Here is a 24,801-nt window from a genome sequence, read left to right as displayed (position 1 = left end):
AGATGAACCGATATAAAAAACAATTCCCTCTCGCCCTTATGATCGCCCTTTCGATGAGCATCAGTATGAATTCCTGCACCGGCGACAAAGCAAAACCAGCCGCAAAAGAAACCGCTGAAGCCCATGAAGGAGAAGGGCATGGCGAAGAAGGACACAGTGATGAGATCGAATTGACGGAACAGCAAATGAAGGCTGTAGACATTCAGATCGGCAAAATTGAAGAGAAAAACCTCACCGCAGTGGTAAAAGCAAGCGGGCAACTGGCCGTACCTCCACAAAATGAAGCCAAAGTAAATCTGCTTTCCGGTGGGATCATCCGCAGAATCAGTGTTCTGGAAGGCCAAAAAGTGCATAAAGGACAGGTATTAGCCATTATGGAGAATCAGGATATGATCCGTTTGCAACAGGATTACCTTTCTTCAAAGAACGGGTTCAGCTTTGTGGAAGCAGAATATAAACGCCAGCAGCAATTAAAAGCGGCAGATGCTGGAACAGGCAAATCCCATCAGCTTGCCGAAGCAAATTACCGCTCGGAGTTATCCAAAATCAAGGCTTTGGAACGTCAGCTACAACAATTGGGTATCTCTCCTTCCAAAGTTGCTTCCGGTAAAATCACCTCAGAAATTCCGGTTATTGCACCAATTGCAGGTACAATCGGAACGATTTCGGTCACCACCGGATCTTTCATCCAGCCCGGGACTTCCCTGATGGATATCGTAGACAATTCCAAGATCCATGCCGATCTGCTGGTCTATGAAAAAGACCTTTTTAAAGTGAAGATCGGTCAGAAAGTAAGTTTCAGGTTAACCAACCAGGAAAATCAGCAGATTGAAGGGGTATTAAACGGGATCAACAAATCTTTTGAAGATGATACCAAAGGGGTCATTGTTCATGCAGTCATTACCAAACCATTGAGTAACCTGATCCCGGGAATGTACGTAACCGGACTGATCAGCGTAGGAACAGCACTTTCTCCTGCAGTACCCATTGATGCAGTAGTAAAAGCAGAAGGAAAGGAATACATTTTCATCGTGGAGGAAGAAGAAAAAGCAGGAGCAAAAGAAGCCGGACACGGGACTCATTTCAAAAAAGTAGAAGTCGTAACGGGAGTTTCAGAATTGGGTTATATCAACATCAACCCATTGGAAAAACTACCTCCAAACACACGATTGGTAACTAAAGGCGCATTTTACCTGCAATCCAAATCTTCAGGCCCTTCAGAACACGCCCATTAACCCCAGTCACATGAAACCACAATTTTTAGAAATTTTAATGGTAACTTATAGCGCGTCATACAATCAAAATAACCGATGACAAAGGATATAGAACACCGGCTTAAAAATAAGGATATCAATCCTACAGCGATGCGCTTACTGGTACTGGATTTTTTGACTAAACAAGTTGCGGCAATCAGCTTAAACGACCTGGAGAAAGGAATGGGCCCCTCAGACCGGATTACCTTGTACCGTACCTTAAAAACTTTTGAGGAAAAAGGCCTGGTCCACAGCATTGAAGATGGTACCGGTGCAACGAAATATGCACTATGTGAGGATAACTGTGATGGAGATCATCACCATGACCTTCATGTCCACTTTTACTGCAATACCTGTAAAGAGACCTTCTGTCTACCCAATACAAAGATTCCTGAAATCTCCCTGCCTAAAAGATTTCAGAGCGAAGAAATGAACCTGATTATTAAAGGAATTTGCGATCAGTGTCATCCGGGCTAACATTGCAATAGCATTGCATCGTCATAGCAAGTACATTTGTAGTACAAAATCTATGACGATGCAAGAATCTAAGAAACTTAAAGAATGCTGCTCCACAGAAGAACACAGTGCCGCAACTCCCCGTACTCCACATCAACATAACCACACAGGACATCAGCACGCCGCAGAAGAACATTCCGATGACGACGGGCACAACCATGGTGACGAAGACCCTTCAGGATGGAAAGATCACTGGCCATTATTAACCTCACTGGCTATTGTACTCGTGATGCTGACCCTGGAATATGGTTTTGACCTCACCTTTAACAACCTCATTCAACTTGCAATCTTTATTCCTGCCTATTTACTTGCCGGATATAACGTACTGGAACTGGCTTTCAGAAAGGCATTGAGACTGGATTTCTTTAATGAATTTTTCCTGATGAGCGTAGCTACCCTGGGGGCTTTCGCCATCGGTTCTTATAGTGAAGGCGTGGCGGTAATGGTATTTTACTCCATTGGAGAATGGTTCCAGGATGCTGCCGTAAACCGGGCAAAACGAAGTATTAAAGCTTTACTGGATATCAGACCGGAAAGTGTAGATGTGATCCGCGATGGGAAAGTGAGTACCATTGCCCCCGCAGAAGTGCAGATCGGAGAAATCATCCAGGTAAAACCAGGGGAAAAAGTAGCCCTGGACGGAACTTTATACTCTGATAAGGCAACATTCAATACTGCAGCGCTGACTGGTGAATCAAAACCCGATTCCAAAGCCAGAGGCGAACAGGTCCTGGCCGGAATGATCAACTTAAACCAGCTGGCACAGGTACAGGTAAAATCTCTTTTCAAAGACAGTAAGCTGAGCAAAATTCTGGAAATGGTACAGGATGCCACGGCCAGAAAATCACAAACCCAGCTATTCATTTCCCGTTTTGCCAAGGTGTATACGCCAATTGTATTCCTCCTTGCCCTGCTTGTGGTTGCCCTTCCCTATTTCATTGTAGCCGATTACAGCTTTAAAGAATGGTTCTACCGCGGCCTGGTCTTCCTGGTGATCAGTTGCCCATGTGCCCTGGTCGTTTCTATTCCATTGGGTTATTTTGGAGGAATCGGACTGGCTTCGAGAAATGGAATCCTGTTTAAAGGTTCTAACTTCCTGGATGTGATGACAAAAATTGATACCGTGGTGATGGATAAAACCGGAACTCTGACCAAAGGAGTATTTCAGGTGCAACAAGTCGTTACCGCGGGCATCGCAGAAAAAGAATTTATACAGCTGGTTGCCGCCATAGAAAGCAAATCTACCCATCCGATCGCAACAGCGATCGCTCAGTACGCCGGAACGGAACCGAACCTGGATCATATCGGCGAGGTGGAAGAAATTGCAGGACACGGCTTAAAAGGGCTGATCAGCGGCAAAGAGGTGCTGGCTGGCAATGCCAAACTTCTGAAAAAACACAATATCCCCTATCCTGAAGAAGTGGATGCCATTGTAGACTCTGTAGTGGTGGTGGCCATCGATCAGCAGTTTGCCGGATATGTCACCATTGCCGATGAGATTAAAGAAGATGCTAAACAGGCCATTACCGACCTGCATGCCCTGAACATCAAAACCGTCATGCTGAGTGGTGATAAGCAAAGCGTGGTGGCAAAAGTAGCTGCTTTTCTGGGAATTGATTTCGCATTTGGCGACCTCCTTCCTGAAAACAAAGTAGAAAAAGTGGAAAACCTTAAAAAAGAAGGAAGAGCCATCGCCTTTGTTGGAGATGGGGTAAACGATGCACCTGTGGTGGCACTGGCTGATGCAGGAATCGCCATGGGAGGCCTTGGAAGTGATGCTACTATTGAAACTGCCGATATCGTGATTCAGAATGACCAGCCTTCAAAAATCGTTTCGGCCATTAAAATTGGAAAAGTGACCAGAAGTGTGGTGTGGCAAAACATCATTCTGGCCATGAGTGTAAAAATAATCGTCCTGATCCTTGGTGCAGGTGGCGTAGCCACCCTATGGGAAGCGGTAATTGCCGATGTAGGAGTCGCATTGGTGGCCATCCTCAACGCCGTCCGCATCCAGCGCATGAAGATATAAATGCCAATCCGGTTGATTAAACTGCTCATATGAGCAATAAGAAATTCGGATATTATCGCGGTATTGCATTTACAAACGATAATATCCGAATTCTGATGAAATACAAATCCATTTTCTGCCTGCTGATCCTCCCGGTCAGCCTCTTTCTCTTTTCTTTTATCCAGCATAGCGGCACCTGGACTTCCAGGTTCCTGAGCATCAATAAAGACGGCAGCATCAAGTATCATCCGGACGAAAAAGGCAATACCATTCCCGATTTTAGCGGAGTAGGTTATCACCACGGACTAAAAAACATTCCTAAACTGAAAGTCGTTAAAACCCTGAATCCTGTAAAAGGAGATGCAGGAAAGATGATCCAGAACGCAATAAATGAGGTTTCTGCCCTGCCGGCTGATGCAAATGGACATCGGGGTGCCATTTTTCTGACAAAAGGGGATTATTCCATTGCCGGCACTTTAACAATTGAAACCAGCGGCATTGTGTTGAGAGGTGCCGGAAGCGAAGGAGATGCAACCAGGCTGATTGCATCCGGAAAAGGATTGCGCTCCCTGCTGAAAATACAGGGTAAAGGAAAAATCACTGAAATCCCCGGAACCAGGGTTCAGATTACCGACCAATATGTACCTACAGGAGCCAAATCCTTCAAAGTGAGTGATTCGAAAGGCTTAAAAACCGGCGATCGCATTATCCTGTTCAGACCAGGAACAGACAAGTGGATACATGACCTTCAAATGGATCAGATTGTAGCGAGAGAAGGCACCAAACAGTGGACAGGGGCAGATTATAACCTCAGCTATGAGCGTGAGATCCTGCGCATTCAGGGCAACACGGTCTTCATTGACAATCCTGTAGTCATGGCTATGGATCAGCAATACGGCGGTGGAAACATCTTCAAATACGAATACAAGGGCCGAATCAGCGAGGTTGGGATAGAAAACATACTTTTTGAATCCGAATATGCCAGCGATACAGATGAAGATCATGGCTGGATCGCGGCAGACTTTAACCACATCGAGAACGGATGGGTTACAGGTGTCACTTCCCGCTTTTTTGGCTATGCCTGCGTTAGTCTGGATGGCGGCGCAAAGAACATCACCGTAAAGAATTCCAGATGTCTGGATGCAAAATCAGTGATTACGGGCGGAAAAAGGTATTCATTCAATAATAACGGGCAGCAAAACCTTTTTATGGACCTGGAAACCACAGAAGGCAGGCACGATTACGTAACCGGAGCCAAGACCTGCGGCCCGAATGTATTTTACCGATGCAAATCCAGAAATACCCATGCCGATATCGGCCCTCATCACCGCTGGGCCAGCGGAACCTTATACGATAACATCGATACCGACGGAGAGATTAACGTTCAGGACCGCGGAAACTGGGGAAGCGGGCATGGCTGGGCCGGAGTAACACAGGTGGTCTGGAATTGCAAAGTGAAATCCGCGGCCATTCAAAACCCCTGGGTATCAGGCAAAAATTATTCGATAGGCCTGCAGGGCCAGAAACTGTCCGGGCGACTAAAAGATAAACCGGATGGAGAATGGGAAGGTCAGGATCAGAAAGGTTTGCAACCCGCATCTCTGTTTCAGGCACAATTAAATGCCCGCAAACTGACTAAATAAAGCGCCAGATTTATTTTATAAATAAATTATTATCTTTAAACATCAGACAGATTTAACTGAAAAATCCAGTACACCCCCATAAAAAGTATTAAAACCCTAAGGCAAGACCGGAGGGTATCCCTCCGGATTCGGGTCGATATGAGCCCGGACTGAGTCCACAGTAAGTCCACACTGAGTCCACAGTGAGTCCACGTTTTTACAGGAAAAGGTGGACCAGGCCTGCAGCCACCCTGGAGTAGTACTGGAATCAGTACGAAGGAGCTCCGGACGCAGTACGAACTCACATTAAGTTTAACTTAAATTGAAGAAGATTAATAACCCGTTGCCTTTAAGATAAAATCAACAATAGGCTGAGGATTAGCAAGGCTGTGCGGGTGATGTTTGCCTTCCGGTTTATGGATCAGCTGAATGTCTCCTCCGGCAAGTTTGATCTTTTCCGCAAAGGGAAGGCTGTTTTCCGACATCGGAACCACTTCATCCTGATCACCGCAAACGTGTAACATCGGATATTTTCCCTTTACAATAGCCTCAATCTGATCAATAGGGCTGCCTTTGAAGACCACAGCGGCGGTTTCCGTCTCGTAACCATAATCTGTCAGGAAAGTATTCCAGCTTTCCTTACTCCCTGGTCCCTGCCCTTTTCCACCGGGCCAGCTTTTCAGGTCCAGTACCGGGTTATCGGCATATACACAAGCCACCTTTTCCGGATTTGCAGCGGCCCAGTTATAGACATACACACCGCCTCGGCTCATTCCTTCCAGAACAGCTTTCCTGGCAAAACCCATTTTCCTAAGATACGCATAAAAACCATTCCAGATGCGGATAGCCTCGGGATTGCCGAATAGCTCTGCCACATCACAATAAACCACATGAAAACCTCTTTCCAGCAAAGCAATATCGGTCTGAGGTTCATGACCCCAGAACCTTGCCCTCCAGATCCAGGGCATGCCTTTAGCCACCTTTTTTGGCTGTACAATCTTTGCGCTACGCCCCTGAAATGAAAAATTAAGGACTTCATATCCATAAAACTGTTCCTTTTGAAGAGGAACACTGATCTTTTTGGAAAGCGCTTTTCCAGGTTTTGTCTGCTGACGCAGGAAAGATTCCAGCCTCAGCGCAATAAAGTTATCCCCTACTGCATTAGGGTGGATTTTATCGGCCAGCAGCGCTTCTTTATCTGCAAACAGGGAGTAGAGGTCCAGGATCTCCAGCTGCTCTTCATAGGCAATTTTCTGAATCACCGGAATCATGCTTGCTTTGAGATAACTCCCCGAAATTCCAAATTTCTCATCCGAAAAGGCCTTGATCGGAAGTAGCAAAACCACCCTGGGTTTACTGCTCAATGCTTTAAAAGTCCGGATCATTTCCTTGTAGTCGGCTTCAAATCCAGGCATCTGCTCCCGGTTGATCAACTTGCTGTCGTTGGTGCCCAATTTGATAAAAATCAGGTCCGGGGAGGCGCTCAGTACCCGCTGATATTCCGGGGTATTCCAATAGGGCTTATTCCCCTTTTTCAGCATCGTTGCTCCGCTTACACCGAAGTTTGAAACCTCGTAGGAAGTGCCCAGCAAAGCCTGTAAGCGGGCAGGGTAGGACGCTGTTAAACGATCCTTCAATCCGGAGCCGTAGGTGATGCTGTTGCCGACACAGGCAATCTTAAATTTTGACTGGGCATAAATCTGATTCCCAGAAATAAACAACGCCAATATCAAGAAATACTTAAACAAAATTTTCATGAACATATATTTTATCTGCTCTTTACGATATCGGTACCTTTTAACCGCAATTGAAGCTGTGCTTCGAATAAAGAACGGGGAAGAACAGGTGTTCCCTGCGACTCATTTATTCCTGCATTTTCAAAGGTAACCAATCTGTCTGAAGTAAAGCCTGCTAATATAGGAGCAGCGATGGTGTAGTTCCTTCTTTTGCTCTTGTCCCAGAAATTGTAATGTTGATCTTTGGCCGACTGGTGCTGAAAATTCCAGAGCACCAATTGTTTACCATGGTGCGGATGACCAGGCTCGGGACCACCCAGGTTGTAAAACACCCCACCGCTGATGTCATCATACAAAGTCGCATATGGCTGTCCGGAGTGGATATCAAAGTTCTGATCCCTTCCTAAGGAACAACGGGTGATGACCGTCCCTACGGCACTATAACCGGTTCCTGCCCCATGATGCTGTGCCCCATTGAAGGAACAATCTTTAATCAGCACCCCATAGCCTGTCCGCGCATGAATGGAGGCGTGTCCCTTCTTTCCTCTGAAATGGGTATTTTCAATGGTAATCTGATAGCCGGAGCGGATAAAAACACCTTCATTGAGGTCATGGAACTCACAATTCCTGATCCAGCTATTCTTGAGGTATTCCATTCCAACTGCCTCATAGGCATAATCATGAATTTCATTCTTATGGTGGATAAACTCTTCGGGATAACTTTTCCAGTTGCTGGAGAAAAGCAGGTCTTCAATACCACATTCGGAGAGGGAGACAAAACTTTCCAAAGTCCAGCTTGCAGAGCTGACCATTTTAATATCCAGGTGCAGGGGGTTCTTAAAAGTAACCTTGTTTCCATCGATTTTTTCAATGGTGTGGATCTCATAAACCTGCATTCCACCGTTTGTTCCAAACAACCTGGACCATTGCGGTTTCAGGTCGAGGGGAGCAAAATACAGTTTCGTAAATTCTTCACTTCTATGGCGGATCACCACGTCCTGTCCGACTTTCAGCTGGCTGGCATCTTTCAACACAACAGCATAGGATTCCCTGCCGGCATCTTCCACAATTGTAGTCAGCTTTTTCGGCTCTTCGCCGGAAGGTTTGAAAAGAAACTGACGCCCGTTAATCCGCATATTTTCCTGGTAAATTTCGGTCCCTCCGACGGCACTTCCACTCCCCTTTAAAACGATCCCGCTTTTGGAAATCCGGATCTGTTTTTTAGCGTCCGAATCGGGGGCAATCAGGTATCTTCCGGGAGAGAAAAAAACAACGCCTCCACCAGGATTTGCTTCCGCTGCATCGACCGCTTTCTGGATCGCTTCGTCATCATATTTTTCATCATTTGGAACCGCTCCGTAATCGTCTGCTCTAAACACTTTTTTGTCTTCCAGGGAAGGCAGATTTTTTTCAGACCAATGGTAACCGGCATAAGAGAAATCCGGAAGCACTGGAGTTTTTCCAAGCCGTTTTGCCTGTACAAAATCCAGCCACAGCGGAGAAACCTGCTGTGCTTTTATGGGCAACGCCATCAGCAAAAACGGGAAGGCAAAAATTGATTTATTCATGTATTTTTTAGAGATATTGAGCTGTTTTTAGTCATAACTTTTGGTAATACGCTATTTTACAAAAAACATAACATACTATTTACCAAATAAAAAACTAATTTATGATGATCTTTTTATTTAAGTTAGAAATCCAGGATGGTCCGATCTGCTCTGATTCCCAGAAAGGTTTAAAATCGGCTTGTCCCGGTCTTAAAAAAACACCAGACTCCGTCTTTTTCAGCTGCTCATTTTTAAGTTCAAATCCCCTACCCTGCTGACCGGAAAAGGAAGCACTGAGGATCTGATTGCCTTCAAAATTGACTACTACTTTTTCATCATACCATTTCAAAGGTTCTGTGTTGCCGACGATAATGTTCTTCCCAAAATAGGTATTCAAAGCAGGTAAATACCGGTCCGTTCTGTAGCCCGCAGCAATGGCAAAAGGCTCCTTACAATTCAGGATCAGGTTGTCCGTAATCCGGGCATTTTTCACCTGCCAATGACTCACCAGAATTGGGTTCGGCAAGCCCGCCATTACAGAGATTGCAGCGCTGTTTCCCGTTCCGGTCAGGTCCTGAAAATAGTTATCCCGGACCAGGTGATCTTCTCCTATAATCCGGACTCCTCCGGTACCTGGTTTCCCATTCCCAATGAAGTAATTTCCGTAGACTTCAGAGTGGTTCCCATGCCTCAGAGTCAGGGTCGCTTTGCACTCATAAAAGAGGTTATTGCGAATGGTATTTTTGCAGGATTTAACAGAAACCGCTTCGATCTCCCCGTCGCAATGGTCAAAGATATTTTGCTCCACTACGGTAAAGGAATCGTAAAATGACCAGGTACTGGTTCCGATACGGATGGTCTCTCCACCATTTCTGCCCAGTTCCGGACGTGGACCAAAATAGTTATGGTCAATCTGATGGTAATTCGGCTTGTCAGAAAGCCAGACCACCAAAGTTACCCCCTGATGATTTTTCCCTTTCAGCAGGCAATGGTCTACGCGATTGTGGCTCCCCCTTAAGGAAACCCAGGTATAGTCCACCTGATCATTGGCTCCGTTGTAATCGGTAACCGTAGTATTTGTAAGACGGCAGGAAAAAGACTTTTCGGAAAAATTAATGACCTCTCCGGAATCTAAACGCCCGTTGGCAAAAGCAAGTCCCTCTACCAGCAACCAGGAACCATCAATATCCAGGGTAGAGTTTCCATTTAAGATGGTTTTCCCTGGATTTGCGGCCATCAAAACAATCGGCCGACCTTTCGTTCCATTGCCTTTAAATTTCAGCTGCTGATCCTTCCATTCTCCTTCCGCCATCAGCACCCTGTCGCCGGCTTTTAAATGAAGGGCATCCAGCTCTTTAGCCGAGCTGATCCGGTAGTCCTTTGCCTGTGCTTTCCAGCTACTGCTCATCAGCAGCAGGGCAAGCCCCATAGTCATAATTTTTTTCATGTTCCTTTAGTCTAATGCACCGGTTTTCATTTCTTTTTTCGGCTGGTCGGTATGCTGACTGGCAATATTACCTTCAAACTCTACTTTAATCACACTTGCTATGGCATCAGGTGCCTGGGCAGGGAGTTTTAAAAGCAGATCAGCTCCTTTTGTTTCCGCAGCAATCTTCCCCTTTCCAGCAAGTAATCTGGCAGAAAGGACTTTATTTTTTATACCCGGAATAAGCAGCTGACCATTGGCAGGCCAGTTGAACACCGAAAAATAAAGTGTGGTTCCGTTTTTAGTTTCTTTTTTAGTGCAGCGTCCCCAGTCTAAAGGCAACAATGGGCTCGCCTTTGTTCCATAGATCGATTCGCTGTTCACTTTCATCCATTTTCCGATGTCACTTAATCTCTTCACACTCTCTTCCGGAAAGGTGCCATCGGGTTTCGGACCAATATTCAGCAGGTAATTCCCTCCTTTTGAGGCAATATCAGCCAGGTTGCGGATCAGTGTTTCACTGGATTTCCATTTATGATCTGAAGTCCTGAATCCCCAGGTACCATTCATCGTCATACAGGTTTCCCAATCCAGACCATCCAGCTCTGCCTGATTTGGGATTTTCTGCTCCGGAGTTTTGGTATCTCCAGGGAAGTTGGGTCTTTTTAAGCGGTCGTTGGTAATGATATAAGGTTGTGTTTTTAAGGCATTCTGAAGCTTTAAAGCGGCATCATCGGTCATATTTGTCGGCGTATCCCACCATAGCACCGCGATATCGCCATAATTGGTCATCAGTTCTTTTACCTGTGGAACGGCAACCTCATCAATGTACTGATCAAAGGTTCTGGTCTGTTGTGCCGGATCCCAGTGGCCTTTATTGGCCAATGTATACGCATCAACTTTTACAGAATCCGGGTTTGCCCATCCTTCACTCATCACTTTTCTCGCTGCTGCACCACCCGGATTGTTCCAATCCTGGGCCTGTGAGTAGTAAAAGCCTAGTTTAAGTCCATATTTCTTGCAGGCAACTGCCAGGGGTTTTAACAAATCTTTACCATAAGGTGTCGCATCAGTGATGTCCCATTTGCTCGCTTTTGAATTGAATAAAGCAAATCCATCATGGTGTTTTGCCGTAATGACCAGGTATTTCATCCCGGCATCTTTCGCCATTTTTACCCAGGCATCGGCATCGTATTTTGTAGGATTAAAGCTTTTCGCCATTTCCTGATATTCCGCAACGGGAATTTTGGACCTGTTCATGATCCATTCCGCTCCGCCTCTTCTTTGTTCCTCTCCACGATAAACCCCTGCAAACTGGGCATAGATCCCCCAATGGATGAACATCCCGAATTTCGCTTCGCGCCACCAGGCCATGCGCTCCTCTTTAGGAATGGATTGCTGACCATAAGCCAGTTGAATAAAAATAGAAAATGCCAGAAGCAGGGAAAATGATATTTTGCGCATAACGATTATAAATGGTTTGATTGAGTCTTCTAATTTAACTTCTTTTTATTTGAGGGCGATCTATTCAATTGGCTTATGGTTCAGCAATTTTAACTTTTAATGCTTCGTTTATTGTGCAGCATCAGCATAGGTAGAGCCGATTCTGATCTTTTTCACAAAATGGGTTACCTGTGAAGTGTCTCCACCGTATACTCCCCATTTAGGATCACAATAATCTACATCCAGTGTTCTGCAGTATAAACGCTGACTGCCATTGGAAAGGGTTTGTTTTACCCCATTATACCAGAATTCGATAAATCCAACGGATGCATCTCTGGAAACTTTCATACGGATCACGAATTTCAGCCAGGTACTCGTAGAAAGTGGAGTAGACCATGGAACACTAGCCACATGATTGTCATCAAAGTGCTGAAGTTCCAGGTTTCCATTTTTTGTCCTGACCATAAACGGATGGTTTTGTAAAGAACCTGAGGTAGGATAAGATTTCCATTGGAAAAGCGCATCTGTCTTTAAAGTGGAAGGCATATAGATTTTGCTCGTCCAGCCAATATAGATCTCATCTCCATCCTGGGCCTCATAATTTTTAGCACCATGTCCTTCGGTACGATGACTTCCGGAAGGTTTCAGGAATTTCCAGGTCAGGGTACCTGTTTCATCATTTACGGTGGTCACAGTTCCTGTTCCTTCAATGTTAATGTCTTTCCAAACGTTTGAAGATCCATTACTCGCATCTCCGTTAAAGAGGACAGACATGATTCCGACATCAGCAGCAGCGCTGGCCAGATCTTTTTGAGCAGCATCCGGCTCTTTTTCTTTTTTACAACTCGACAATAACAGGCCTCCACTCATCAATACAGCAATCATTACATGGTTTGTTTTCATAATTTTAATGTATATAGTTTAGTATTTGGTTAATTCGTCTTATTGGTTGTAAAAAGGCCGGCTGCCACAAATTTCTATTTCCTCTTCTCTGCCCTTAGCAATGCTTCCAGGTAGTAATAATCCGCGTAGGAAAGCGGTTCATTGACCTCAGTACCTGAAGGTTTTGATCCCGTACTGCTGGTCAGGATGAACCCTTTATTCTCCCCTACCCTTGCGGTATAAATATTGGCCATGCTTTGCAGCATGATGCCCGCTTTTTCCTGATATAGTTTCTTTTGATCACTGTAGTCACTCAACTCATAGAGTGCAGAAGCAATCACAGCCCCTGCCGATACATCTCTTGGTTCGTCCGGAATATTCGGTGCATTAAAATCCCAGTATGGAATCAGGTCTTTTGGCATATTCGGATGGTTCAGGATAAAAGAAGCAATGTGTTCTGCCTGTTTCAGGTACACCGGATCTTTGGTATAACGGTAACACAAGGTATATCCGTAAAGCGCCCATGCCTGTCCTCTGGACCATGCCGACTCATGACTATAGCCCTGATGGGTGTTCTTTTTCAACACCGCTCCGGTTGCAGGATCATAGTCAATCACATGATAAGAACTGTAATCCGGACGGAAATGATTTTTCATCGTGGTATTGGCATGGCTTACCGCGATCTTATAAAATGAAGAATCTCCGCTTAAGCGGGTTGCCTCAAAAAGCAGCTCCAGGTTCATCATGTTGTCTATAATCACCGGATTTACCCATTTATCACGGCTATGGTCCCAGGAAAGAATCACCCCTGTTTTCGGGTTAAAACGGCTGCTCAGTGTTTTTGCGGATTGAAGGATTACTTCTTTGTAATGTGCATCATTGGTAAGACGGAAACCGGTACCAATGCTGCAGAATACTTTAAACCCCATATCATGGGTAGTGCCGTTTAGTTTTTCTTTTTCAATATCGGCAGAGAATTTCTCTGCCTCTTTCTTCCAGTGTTGTTGTTGGGTATATTCATAGAGGAACCACAATACCCCCGGAAAAAAGCCGCTTGTCCAGTCTTTGGAGGCCACCAGCTTCAGTTTTCCGTGTTCAATCGTCCTGGGAGACACCAATCCGGTTTTTCCCGAACTGTGTTTTACTTTATCAACCTCCCCCAACATCACCTGCGTTTGCCGGGCAGCTTTATCAAAAACCTTTTTAACGTTTACTTTTTGTGCAAAAGCGCTGGAATGTAATACGGAGAGGGCTAATACGGTAAAGAGATATCTTTTCATTGTTTTATGTTCTTGATGTTTATACGATTGGATTTATTCAGCTTTTTAGTTAAAAGGATCATTTGGTTAAAGGAATGAGTTGAATTTCCAGCAACTTCATGGGTTCATTTCCAGGAACCTGAAGGGGAGCGATTTTAAGCTGTGCCGCTCCCTTATTTAATTTTATAGTGCCTATATCCTGAGTCACCACTCCTGTTTTTTGGATGATGACGGAAAGTTCCTTTTTAAAATCCCCCAGCTGAAGGAGGTACGTTCCTCCGGCTGTTGCAGCGGAAAGGTATTTGATGAGGACCTGATATTCCGCTGGCTGTGGAGTCCTGAAATCCCAGGACAGGGACTGCGTTTTGCTTTTCCACCCATCCACAAAATAACGGTCAGTTTTCCCGTCCCCAAAGCCAAAACCTTTGCCATGAAGACTGGCATCAAAGGCCAGTAGTCTGTTGGTATTTCGGACAGACAGCAAGCGCGTACCCTCCGCTTTTACCGGAGCTTTCAGCTCCAATACCAGCACCGCATCCGATCCGTCCGGAGCTACAGCCGGAACATCAATACTCAGATCCGAACTATTTAAACGCTTTATATTAAGCTTGGTTTCAGACTCATCTGCAATCAGATAAGCAGCATCTACTGCAGTTTTCAATCCGGCGAGCACCAGCTTTCCATCCTCAGGCCATTCAAATACATGCAGGTAAAGACGTTGTTCTTTCTGAGTAACTACACCCCATGACTGAATGGGCAAAGCAGAACGCTCCGTTCCGAATATTGCGACTGAATTGGTTTTCATCCAGCTGCCGATGCTATCCAGGATCCGGCTGTCTTTCTGATCAAAACTGCCGTCTCCTTTCGGGCCGATATTCAACAGGATATTACCCCCTCTTGAAGCCGCATTGGCCAGCAGCTGAATAAAGAATTTTGCTGGCTTATGACTGTTATCGTGTTTCGAATAACCATAAGATTCGTTCGTTGTCGGAATCGCTTCCCAATCGCCCGCTACGGTACGCAGCTCTGCGGGGCGGTCGCCGGTATTCAGGTAATCACCAAAATTTCCGGAGGTACTTCTGGCCAGGCGTCCGTTGACCACAATATCCGGGTCCGTTTCCCGGATGGCCTGAAGAATACGCAGGTTTTCGGAAAGCGGCAGTTTATGAGGGGTATCAAACCAAAGGATATCCGGATGGTATTTACGGATCAATTCTTTAATCTGAGGAATCGCCTTCTGGTCTACATATTTTACTGCTTTAGGCAACCATTCCGGATGGTTATCGAACCAGTTTGCCCCACCTATCAGCCGGTCTCCGCCCGGATTCTGGTACTCCCAATCGTTTCCCGGTGCATCAGGATGCTCCCAGTCGAAAGCATGGGAATAGTAAAAACCGAATTTCATTCCGTGTTTTTTAGCTGCCGCAGCAAGTTCCGCCATTGGGTCACGCTTAAAAGGGGTCTGATCGATCACATCAAAATCAGAAACCCCGGAGTCGAACAGGGCAAAACCATCATGGTGCTTGGCGGTGACGATAAAGTAATGCATCCCTGCTTTTTTAGCATTCAGGATCCATTCTTCCGCATTAAATTTCAGGGGATTAAATTCATGGGCAAGCTCAAGATAAGCCGCCCTGCTGATCTTTTCCTTTCTCATCAGGTGTTCGGCATAACCGCTTACCACCTTTCCTTTCCATTCCCCTTCAGGCATGGAATACAGGCCCCAGTGCACAAACATACCAAACTTAGCTTCCCTCCACCATTGCATGCGCTGCTCATGGCGCTTCATGGATTCGGTCCACCAACCTGTTTTGGCAACATCTATAGCCCGCTCATCACGCTGCCTGGCCTGATTAAACATTTCCTTATCTTCATCACCAGGCACCTGGCTATAAGCCGACCCGGTAATTAAAGAAAGAGAGAGTAAAAAAGCCGACTTGCGGTTTATCCGGAGCTTCATATTGGTATCGGTGTTAATAGTTGTTTTTTTGGTTTTATAGTTAAGCGGAATACATTGGGCTAATTGATCCAGATTAAGGGGTTTCTGAGTGGCAGGTTTCGGATCACCTCTTCTACCTGAGGATCATGATCCAGCTTTTGCCAGGTCTGCAACCAGTTTTCCTGCTGAAATGCCGAAGCGCCCAACACTAAAAAAGGCTGTGCTACCGGCCAGTTCTCCCAATACATCACATCTGGTTTTAAAGGCCATTTGCTTTTGTCTTTTACAAATGGGTACAGGTACTCCACTCCTTTCTGAATCGATTTCCCGTCTGCAGTTTCATACTTCCAAAGATTATCCTTCGGGGTAGACAGAATCTGGCAAAGGGCGGTCATCGCATCCAGGTTAAAGATGGAATAACCATAAGGCTTGGTACGGCTCAGCTCTCTTGGAAAGCTGCCATCATTGGCCATCTGGTTTGGCAGAAGTATTGTTTTGTACCGTTCTCTGCAAAAAGACAATAGTTTCTGATCTCCCGTTAATTTCGCAAATGCCGCTACCTGCATCGTAAAACAGGTACCATGGTTGTTTTGGGCATTCATTTCATCTTTACCATAAGTGTGGGTCATCAACCAGTTCAGGTATGCCGTAAACCATTCTTTTGTTCCTGAAAGGATTGCTTTACTCAATGCTTTTTCCAGTACCAATACCCCTTGCGAAACTTCCAGCAGCTGAATGGTATCAATAATGCCGATTCCTCTGCCGGTAAACCTGCCCTTGATGGCCTGGGCAAAGTTTAGACTTGGGTTCATCCGGCTACCCTCATTAATGAACCAGGCTTCCAGATGGATCATGGCCTGATTTGCATATTTCTGATCTCCGGTGATTTTATAGGCAGAGGCCAATGCCCCTATGATTCTGCTAAACCGGATCATGGCCAGCCGGTGGGCCACAAAATTGTCCGGATTGGTCATTCCATCACGCTGAATATAAGGTCCATCAGGATTTGCGGGGTCTGGCCACCAGTAATCACCTTCCGAATAAAAATCATGTATCCCTCCGGCAGATCTTGCCGAGCCCGCCGCGGTAACCGTTACCGGTTGCTGTTGCATTGCCCATGCTGCCTGTTCCAGTACTGTTTTTTTTAAGGTCTGCAGCACTTCCTTACCCACCGTCCCTTTTTGTGCAAAGGCGGTAAGAGAAACTAAAATCCCCAACAGGGTAAACACCAGCAGGCTTAATCTTTTCTTATTCATGACTGGTCATTGCTTTAAAAGTGATTTTATCAAGAGTATTCGGTTTTCCCTTTTCCGCTTTGGAAACTGAAGTCTTTAATACACCGTTGGATCCTTTGGTAATGTTGATTTCCCGGAAGCTGAAATCTCCCTTTTCATAGTTAAAACTTTCCCCATCATCATCGTAAAGCAGGTATTTACCCGGTTTACTTCCATAGTACCTGATTTCCAGATTGATTTTATCTGTTGGTTTTGGGGCCTGCATCAGGGCTGGGCCCATCGGGATAATCCCTCCATCTTTTACATATACCGGAATCCTGTCCAGTCCTGGTGTAACGGTGATCACTTCTCCATCACCCGCAAATTTGCCGGTATAGAAATCAAACCATTTCCCTCTGGGAAGGATCACCGTACGACTGCTTTTACCGGCAAACATGGGGGCAACCAATAAGTATTCTCCGGCCATATACTGATCTTTCACTTCTTTACTCACCGCTTCCACATAAGGATTATCTTCCAGATTGGTGCTTTTCAATTCCTTTTTGACTTCCGATAAAAAACCCTCTTCCAGGTTCATTGCCCGGAATGGCGGAATGCCCTGAAAATGGTATTTAGCAAACTCGCTATACCAGTACGGCATCATCTGCATACGCAGTAAAGCCATATCTTTTACCTGTTGTTCTACTTCCGGGTAAGACCATGGTTTTGTACCGCTGGACCAGGCGTTGATCATCGCCATTGGCGAAAACACCACAGACTGCATCCTGCGCAACCATTCCTCTCCTGTTTTGGAAGCCCTCGCTTCAGGCGTCCAGAGCACACCGGAGAAGCTGCTGTTGATCAGCGCGGTGATAAAGTCCTCATGATTGTAATAGTCGTTATAGATCACGTAAGGCATCGCCGTTCCTCCACCATTAGAGGCACGGACCAGGCCATAAGTACGTTGGTTTCTTTGATGAAACAGCTCCGCACTGTAGCGCTGAATCAGCAAACCATAAGTCTGGCGCATTTGTTCTGCACTTTTTCCGGAAGGGAAACTGGTCACATCAGGCCATAAATAATGGTCGTAACCATCCACCTCATCAAATTTGTACCCGCTGACACCAATATCCACCTGAGCTTTCTTTAATTGTCCGAACAAGATCGTTCTTGCTTCCGGTAGGGTCAGGTCTGGCACGGCACCAAGCCATACCGTATGATCGGCAGTATAAGGTTTCAGGTCTTTATAGATAGAGGCAAGTGGAGAAACATATGGATTGGTCCATAAATTCAGCCTGATTCCCTTACTGAGCATGTGTTTCACAAACCCTGCAGGGTCAGGATAACGGCTGTTATCCCATTCAAAAGTACATGGATAGGCTTTACTCTGCCATCCCGGTTCCAGTCCGATATAATCCAGCGGGAAACCTTTATCGGCAAATGCCTGGGCTTCCTTTTCTACTTCAGCGGCAGTGTAAAGCGTTTTTACCCTTTGTGTAAAGCCAAGTCCCCAGCGCGGAGGCAAAGGACCACCACCATTAAACAGGTTATACCTGCTGATGGCATCTAAAGGTTTAGGGCCTGCAAACACATAAAATTCCACACCTTCTGCAGGAACCAGAATTTCCACTGCATCCGAATAAGGACGCGAAGACCAGGTTTTATCCGTATTGCGGTCTTTCGCTTCGGGCGCATCTTTGCTGTCCCTTCTTACTGCAGATCCTGCATATACTTTTAAGTAACGGGCAGAATTGATGAATACCCCATAACCATCAGAAGAGACATAGAAAGGTGTCGGCGCATGCGTCCGGCCATTGTCTTTGCCTCCATAATGATCTACGTGTAATTCGAGGATCTTCCCCCTTTGGTGAACCGTCTGAAAGTTAAGTCCAAAACCATAAAGCTGTTCCTTTTTGTTTAAAGGAAAGCGGAGATAGGTCTTGCCATCATTCAGTTTGGCCACAATTTCTTGTTTAAGGAGTGGGAAATCGGCCTCTCCGATTCGCTTTAAGCCTTCTGTTGCCGGCTGAGCTCCCGATGCGGTAAGCAGGTTATAGTTTTCCGGTTTTCCCACCATTCCTTTCCAGATCCCGGGGGCTACCTGCTCCCACTTAATTTCCTGCGCCTGTGCCGACAGACCAGACCATAAAAAGGCTACAAAGATAAATACTTGTCTATACATGAGCTTACAGGGCTATAATTTTATATATTTTTCCTTTTTCAGTTTTAAAATCCAATACATATCCGGGCTCCACATTCAGCTTTTGCAGTGTAGATTTAGCCTGATTCTGGTATGGAGGCAGGTAGGCTTTCTGTGTAAGCAGGTTGCTGTTTTCCCCAGCAGCCGCGGTCGCATTCACAGCGACCACCTGAACAGGTTGTAAAGTTCTGAGCCTGCAATTCCCGCCGATTTCTGATTTAAGTGATGCAGAAACCAGCTTTCCTTTTTTCCAGCTGATGTCTACCAGGAAATTTCCTCTGGCTTTAATCCCCTGAATCCTTCCTTCCTGCCAGGCATCCGGCAATGCAGGCAATAAGCTGATTGTTCCATCCTGACTTTGCAGGAGCATTTCTGTGATTCCTGCTGTTGCCCCGAAATTACCGTCAATCTGAAAAGGCGGGTGCGCATCAAACAGGTTCGGATAAGTTCCACCCCCGCTCATTTGTGCCTTTGTTAGCGTAGGGTCGATATAGTTAAACGCATCTTCCAGGATTTTATAGGCATGATTGCCATCCTGTAACCTGGCCCACCAGTTGATTTTCCAGGCCATAGACCATCCGGTGCTCACATCCCCTCTGAAGAGCAGGCTTTGTTTTGCCGCACTGGCCAGCTCCGGACTTTCAAAAACCGAAATCTGGTTTCCCGGGAACAGACTGAACAAATGGGAAATATGTCGGTGTGTATCTTTCGGATCATCCCAATCCTGAAACCATTCCTGAATCTGACCATGCTGGCCGATATGGAAAGGGTATAATTTTTCACGTGCAGCAAGCAGTTCTGTTCTGAATGCAGCATCTATATTTAAAGCCTCAGTACTGCGGATCAAATCCGTAAACAGTTGTCTGAGGATAGACATATCCATCGTTGAAGCTTTAGAAAGCTGATATTCTTTGCCTTGAATTTTAACGGTGTTTTCAGGTGAAGTGGAAGGACTGGTTACCAGGTAACCAGTCTTCTCATCCTTGATTAACCATTGCAGCATAAATTCAGCAGCGCCTTTCATCAGCGGATAAGCCGTTTCTTTTAGAAATTGCTTGTCGCCGGTAAACTGATAATGTTCAAATAAATGGGTACTGAACCAGGCTCCACTCATTGGCCATGCCGACCACCTCGGCATTCCTTTAGGGTCCCAGTCATATCCTCCGGGGGGAGAAGTTTTGGCCCAAAGGTCAGAATTATGGTGTGCAACCCATCCTTTATCAATGTTGTAATTCACTTTAGCCGTCTTTGCACCATTCACTGCCAGTTCTTTCATAAAATCGAACAGCGGCTGGTGACATTCTGAGAGGTTGGCATTTTCTGCCAGCCAATAATTCATTTCCGTATTGATGTTGGTGGTATAATTACTTCCCCATGGTGGTTGAACCAGGTCATTCCAGATCCCCTGAAGGTTGGATGGTCTTGATCCCGGGCGGGAAGAAGCGATCATTAAATACCTGCCAAACTGATAATATAGGGCTTGCAGCCCCTGGTCATTTCTGTTCTTCGCATATTGTTTCAGACGTTCGTCTGTGTTTTGTTTTTCGGCAGCAGGATTGGAAGCAAGCCGAAACTCCACCCGGTTAAATAAAGCCTGATAATCGCGGACGTGCTGTGATTTCAGCTGGTCAAAGCTCCTGGCAAAAACCTGGTTCATATTGGCCAGTGTTTCGACAGCCGGATCTTTACCTTCCAGTCCCGCAGACTTATCAAAGCCGTTGAAACTGGTTGCTTCTGTTAAATAGATCGTTACTGCATTTGCATTTTTAACCAGCAACTGGCTGCCCTTTCCGATGAGCGATCCTCCCTCGTTTTTGATTCTCAGGCGGATCTGGAAAGTCATCCCTTCTTTTTCATCATATTCCACCTGTTTAGGTTCATAGTCCCTGTTGGCCACAAACTTCGGTGCCTTTCCTTTCAGGATCAGCTCATTGCTTCCCGAAGTATTGGTCTGAAACCTCAGTTTACTGATCAGGCCTGTTGCAAAACTGATGGCGCCCCGCTTGTCGGCTGTAATGCGCACCATCAATACCTTTCCGGGAAAGCTGGTAAACACTTCCCTTCTGTAGGTTACCCCCTTCAGTTTATAACTTACAGATGATACTGCTGTCCGCAGGTCTAATTCCCGATGATAGGTTTCAGGAATACTATCCAGTTGATCAGACTGCAAAAACAATTCTCCCAAAGGAAGATACCTTGCCGAATAAGGGCCCTGCATTTTCTTCCAGAGCACCGCGGCCTGATCGTACTGTCCTTCCTCTATCGCCTTTCTTACCTGAGGGAGCACTTTTGGCCCATTCTCATTGTTCCCCGGATCCGGAAAACCCGACCATAAGGTGTTGTCATTTAAAGCGATACGTTCCCTGTTGATACGGCCATATACCATTGCCCCCGTTTTCCCATTTCCCAAAGGCAGGGCTTCCTCCCAAACTTTTGCCGGGCGGTCATACCACAGTTTAAGGGGATCATTGCTTTGAGCATCGGCATTTACGTGGATGAATAGGGCTCCTAATAACAAACAGGGGATAATTTTCATTTCAAATATTTAAAGTTCAACAAATGCGGAGGCCAGTCCGTCGGCTTTTACGCTGGCCACACTTTTTCCATTATTCAATTTTATACTGATCTCGGCTCTTCCGTTTCCTACCTGCACCTTGCTTGAACCGCGGGCAGTTCCCTGATCATCGATCAGTTTACCATCGCCGGTAAGGCCGAAGTTCACGTAATTCTGGGCATCCAGACACAGGATATTGTTCTTATCCAGCATCTTTACCCGGATTACCGCGATCCCATCTTTTTCTGATACTTTCTCCAGGACCATTTTAGCGGGTCTATCCCATTTTGCGGTCTGGTATTGCTGGATAATTTCGTCGGTAAATACTTTACCATCTTTCTTTCCTACTGCCTTGATGGTATTTTCACCTTCATTGAAATTGGCCATCCACCTTAAACCAGCTGCAGGAAAATCCTGTGAATCACGTTTCTTTTTGCCCAGACTCTGGCCATTCAGGAACAGCTCCACTTCATCCAGGTTCGCATATACCTTTATCATTTTCTGCTCTTCCGCATTTCCCCATCTTACCGGCCATGAATGCCCGTAGATATGGATCATTGGTGCGGTTGTCCAGTACGACTGGAATACATAATATGCTTCTTTCTTGGTAAAATCACGTTCAACCACCCCTTTCTGGTTCATATAAGGAACCGGATTGTCCGGACGCACCGGAGTAGAAAAATCTTTAAAAGGCCAGTAAGCCGCTCCGGTTAACCAGGGCATGGTTTCCTGTTCCTTTAAATGCCAGTCGATCAGGTTAACAATATAACTTTCACTCCAGTCTCCATCCTTGGAAACCCTGGCACTTCCTCCAAATAAAGAAGCATCTCCTGCTCTTTCATCTGCTCCTTTGCCGGTTTTCACCTGGCTTAAAGCATTGTCCGGATTTTCAGAATGTCTGCCAGCATGACTGTCGCCGCCCCATTCCACATGAAGGAAATGGTCTACCCGATCAAATTCCTGCTTAGAAACCTCTTTATATTCCGTATAAATCCCGCGGTACCATCCTGCCCATATTGAAGGAGAATAGACATCTACAATATCTTTACAAAAATCACATCTTCTGATTGCCGTTTTACGGGATGGGTCCAGGCGATGAGAAAGGTCATTCAGTTCTTTCATAAACTCTCTGATCTTATGCTGATCAAATTCACTGAAATCCCCCGGCCAGTCGTTTTCATTCCCCATTCCCCAGATGATGATTGAAGGATGGTTATAATGTTGTTCCACCATATTCACCAGCATGTTGCGCGCCTGGTTTTTATAAGATTCGCCTCCTAAACCACCTCTGCACCATGGAATTTCTTCCCAAACCAGAATACCCAGGCTATCGCAGAGTTCCAGTACAATCCTGGATTGCTGATAATGACCCAGGCGGATAAAATTGACCCCCATATTTTTCATCAGCCGCATTTCCTCACGAATCTGATCTTCCGTCATCGCTGCAGCTACTCCAGCATGGTCTTCATGGCGGTGAGTCCCTCTGAGCAGGAGTCTTTTGCCATTGAGCATAAAGGGGCCTTTTTTAACGAACTCAAAATTTCTGAAACCCACTTTTTCGCTATGGACAGACTTTTCTCCTTTAGCGTCCACCGTTATTTCTACGGTATACAGGTTTGGATTTTCCGTCGACCATAACCTGGGGTTCTTTATCTTCGTTTCCCAAAGGTCTTTTGTTCCATAAAATGCTTTTACTTCTTTTTTCCAGCTGCTGATCAGTTTCCCCTGAGGATCTTTCAGCTCCAGCTTTACCGTTACCGTGTCTACTCCATCCGGATTAAACAGTCTTGTTCCTATTTTTAACTGTCCCATTTCCCCTTTTGCATCCACACTGGCTGCAGCGAAAACCTTTTCCGCAGATACCTGAGGTACATAAACCAGGTTCAGGTAACGGTATAAACCACCGTAAATGTTAAAATCAGAGAGATCTGAAGGGATCATTTCCAGGTCCCGGGAGTTATCACAACGGATTTCTACCGGAATTTTTCCTTTAAACTGTTTTTCAAACAGCGGATTTTTACGGAACGCAGCTACAGCCTCCGTAATGTCCGCCGTCCACTCATCATAACCACCAATATGTTCAGCCACTTTCACATCATAGACATATACCTGTGTTTTTTGCCCCGCTCCTTCAAAATGAAGGATGGTCCTTCCGTTTTTATAAGGATTATTGATGCTGAGCTGAGTCCGGTACCATCCCGGCCCCTGGTAATAATTCCGGTCAGGACTTACGGCGTCTGTCGCATTGAAACAATGCGGCAGACTGACGTTTTCCCATAAAGGAACGCTTTCCGGGTTTCCGGCTTTTACTGGCCTGATGGCTTCATAAATACCGCCCAGATCGCCCTTTAAATATTCCCAGTTTTGCGCTAAACGTTGAGTTTGCTGTGCAAATAAATGATTAAAAAGGATCGTGCAAAACAGGGATAATATTAGTTTTCTCATAAAGATGGCGCTGATCTGAAAGGATAGATGGTACTGCCATAAACATGAACGATGGCATTGGTGGCGATGTAACCACCAGAACGATTTTTAGTTTTATCGTTGATCATGATGGGTGCCAGGTCATCATTATTGACGATCCTTAAATCCATCTTTCCTTCCTGGTCAAATCCGGTACCATTATTTAAAAGGCCCAATGCCGATTTTTTCGAGGCTTTAGATCCCGGAGGTAACAAAGTCTGAGCCGTAACGGTGGTCAGGCCGATATTATTAAAGTTGTACGTACCCTGAACCATCAGGTATAAGAAGAAATTTTTAACATCTTCCTTCGGATAGTCCTCCCACTTCTCAGCGATTTTGGTTTTGGTTTCCCCCGTTGTCGGATTTACGATTAAAAGAGGAAAATCAACAAAAATGCCTGAAGTGGTTTTCTTTGCTTTTGCATCCCAGACCCTCACGGCATCATTGTGCAGAAAGATGAAGGTCATTCCTGGCTTATCATAAGCCGCCAGGTCTATCTCTGCATATTCCAATCCTTTTCTCATCCATTTAAAGACGGTATCTTTCAGGTTAGTCGGAGATTCATAAGAACGGGTTTCTAAAAACTGCCTTGCCGTAATGTTAATGTGCGGGTCCAGTGTTTTATGTTCATAATCGTATTTTTTTTGCAACTCCATATCGAATAAGGTACATCCCGACAATGGCAGTAACAATAAGAAAGCATACCTTTTCAATATTATTCTGATCGTGTTCATATTGC

The 24,801-nt window shown here is 45.5% G+C and carries 16 protein-coding genes; 4 read left to right on the top strand and 12 right to left on the bottom strand.

Going from position 1 to position 24,801, the window contains the following annotated elements:
- The first annotated feature begins 2 nt into the window (after positions 1 to 2).
- The 4 genes from BFS30_RS18185 (at position 3) to BFS30_RS18170 (ending at position 5,420) form a co-directional block, all read left to right on the top strand.
- Positions 3 to 1,235 (top strand): efflux RND transporter periplasmic adaptor subunit, encoded by a 1,233-nt coding sequence (locus BFS30_RS18185; protein ID WP_083252105.1) that lies wholly within the window; start codon positions 3 to 5, stop codon positions 1,233 to 1,235.
- Positions 1,236 to 1,310: 75 nt separating this feature from the next.
- Positions 1,311 to 1,730 (top strand): Fur family transcriptional regulator, encoded by a 420-nt coding sequence (locus tag BFS30_RS18180; RefSeq protein ID WP_069380590.1) that lies wholly within the window; start codon positions 1,311 to 1,313, stop codon positions 1,728 to 1,730.
- A 58-nt stretch (positions 1,731 to 1,788) separates the two neighbouring features.
- A complete protein-coding gene (locus BFS30_RS18175; RefSeq protein ID WP_069380589.1) occupies positions 1,789 to 3,798 on the top strand; it encodes a heavy metal translocating P-type ATPase in 2,010 nt (669 codons plus the stop codon).
- A gap of 29 nt (positions 3,799 to 3,827) precedes the next feature.
- Entirely contained in the window at positions 3,828 to 5,420 is a 1,593-nt protein-coding gene (locus BFS30_RS18170; protein ID WP_237028600.1) for a hypothetical protein, read from the top strand.
- 311 nt (positions 5,421 to 5,731) lie between these two features.
- Here BFS30_RS18170 and BFS30_RS18165 read toward each other — a convergent pair whose 3' ends face one another.
- From BFS30_RS18165 to BFS30_RS18110, 12 genes are all read right to left on the bottom strand, one after another.
- Positions 5,732 to 7,156: a GDSL-type esterase/lipase family protein gene (locus tag BFS30_RS18165; RefSeq protein WP_069382515.1), complete on the bottom strand. Its 1,425-nt coding sequence runs from the start codon at positions 7,154 to 7,156 to the stop codon at positions 5,732 to 5,734.
- Positions 7,157 to 7,167: 11 nt separating this feature from the next.
- Positions 7,168 to 8,703, bottom strand: coding sequence for a DUF4955 domain-containing protein (locus tag BFS30_RS18160; RefSeq protein WP_069380588.1), 1,536 nt, complete (start codon positions 8,701 to 8,703; stop codon positions 7,168 to 7,170).
- Between the two features lie 94 nt (positions 8,704 to 8,797).
- A complete protein-coding gene (locus BFS30_RS18155) occupies positions 8,798 to 10,129 on the bottom strand; it encodes a polysaccharide lyase 6 family protein (protein WP_069380587.1) in 1,332 nt (443 codons plus the stop codon).
- Between the two features lie 6 nt (positions 10,130 to 10,135).
- The gene (locus tag BFS30_RS18150; RefSeq protein ID WP_069380586.1) at positions 10,136 to 11,572 is read right to left on the bottom strand and encodes an alpha-L-fucosidase; all 1,437 of its coding nucleotides are present in this window, start codon (positions 11,570 to 11,572) and stop codon (positions 10,136 to 10,138) included.
- A 108-nt stretch (positions 11,573 to 11,680) separates the two neighbouring features.
- The gene (locus BFS30_RS18145; RefSeq protein WP_069380585.1) at positions 11,681 to 12,454 is read right to left on the bottom strand and encodes a heparin lyase I family protein; all 774 of its coding nucleotides are present in this window, start codon (positions 12,452 to 12,454) and stop codon (positions 11,681 to 11,683) included.
- 74 nt (positions 12,455 to 12,528) lie between these two features.
- On the bottom strand, positions 12,529 to 13,713 hold the full coding sequence (locus BFS30_RS18140) for a glycoside hydrolase family 88 protein (RefSeq protein ID WP_069380584.1): 1,185 nt from the start codon (positions 13,711 to 13,713) through the stop codon (positions 12,529 to 12,531).
- A 58-nt stretch (positions 13,714 to 13,771) separates the two neighbouring features.
- Positions 13,772 to 15,652 (bottom strand): alpha-L-fucosidase, encoded by a 1,881-nt coding sequence (locus BFS30_RS18135; RefSeq protein ID WP_069380583.1) that lies wholly within the window; start codon positions 15,650 to 15,652, stop codon positions 13,772 to 13,774.
- Positions 15,653 to 15,711: 59 nt separating this feature from the next.
- Positions 15,712 to 16,887, bottom strand: coding sequence for an alginate lyase family protein (locus BFS30_RS18130; RefSeq protein WP_069380582.1), 1,176 nt, complete (start codon positions 16,885 to 16,887; stop codon positions 15,712 to 15,714).
- Positions 16,880 to 19,027, bottom strand: coding sequence for a glycoside hydrolase family 31 protein (locus BFS30_RS18125; RefSeq protein WP_083252104.1), 2,148 nt, complete (start codon positions 19,025 to 19,027; stop codon positions 16,880 to 16,882). The genes BFS30_RS18130 and BFS30_RS18125 overlap by 8 nt, the downstream gene beginning before the upstream one ends.
- 4 nt (positions 19,028 to 19,031) lie before the next feature.
- Positions 19,032 to 21,581 (bottom strand): glycosyl hydrolase family 95 catalytic domain-containing protein, encoded by a 2,550-nt coding sequence (locus tag BFS30_RS18120; RefSeq protein WP_069380581.1) that lies wholly within the window; start codon positions 21,579 to 21,581, stop codon positions 19,032 to 19,034.
- Between the two features lie 9 nt (positions 21,582 to 21,590).
- Positions 21,591 to 24,044, bottom strand: coding sequence for a glycoside hydrolase family 2 TIM barrel-domain containing protein (locus tag BFS30_RS18115; RefSeq protein WP_069380580.1), 2,454 nt, complete (start codon positions 24,042 to 24,044; stop codon positions 21,591 to 21,593).
- Positions 24,041 to 24,796, bottom strand: a complete 756-nt coding sequence (locus tag BFS30_RS18110; RefSeq protein ID WP_157262954.1) for a hypothetical protein — start codon at positions 24,794 to 24,796, stop codon at positions 24,041 to 24,043. The genes BFS30_RS18115 and BFS30_RS18110 overlap by 4 nt, the downstream gene beginning before the upstream one ends.
- Between the last annotated feature and the right edge of the window lie 5 nt (positions 24,797 to 24,801).

It is taken from the genome of Pedobacter steynii, from assembly GCF_001721645.1.
GTDB lineage: Bacteria > Bacteroidota > Bacteroidia > Sphingobacteriales > Sphingobacteriaceae > Pedobacter > Pedobacter steynii_A.
This window is presented reverse-complemented; position numbering and strand designations above follow the sequence as displayed.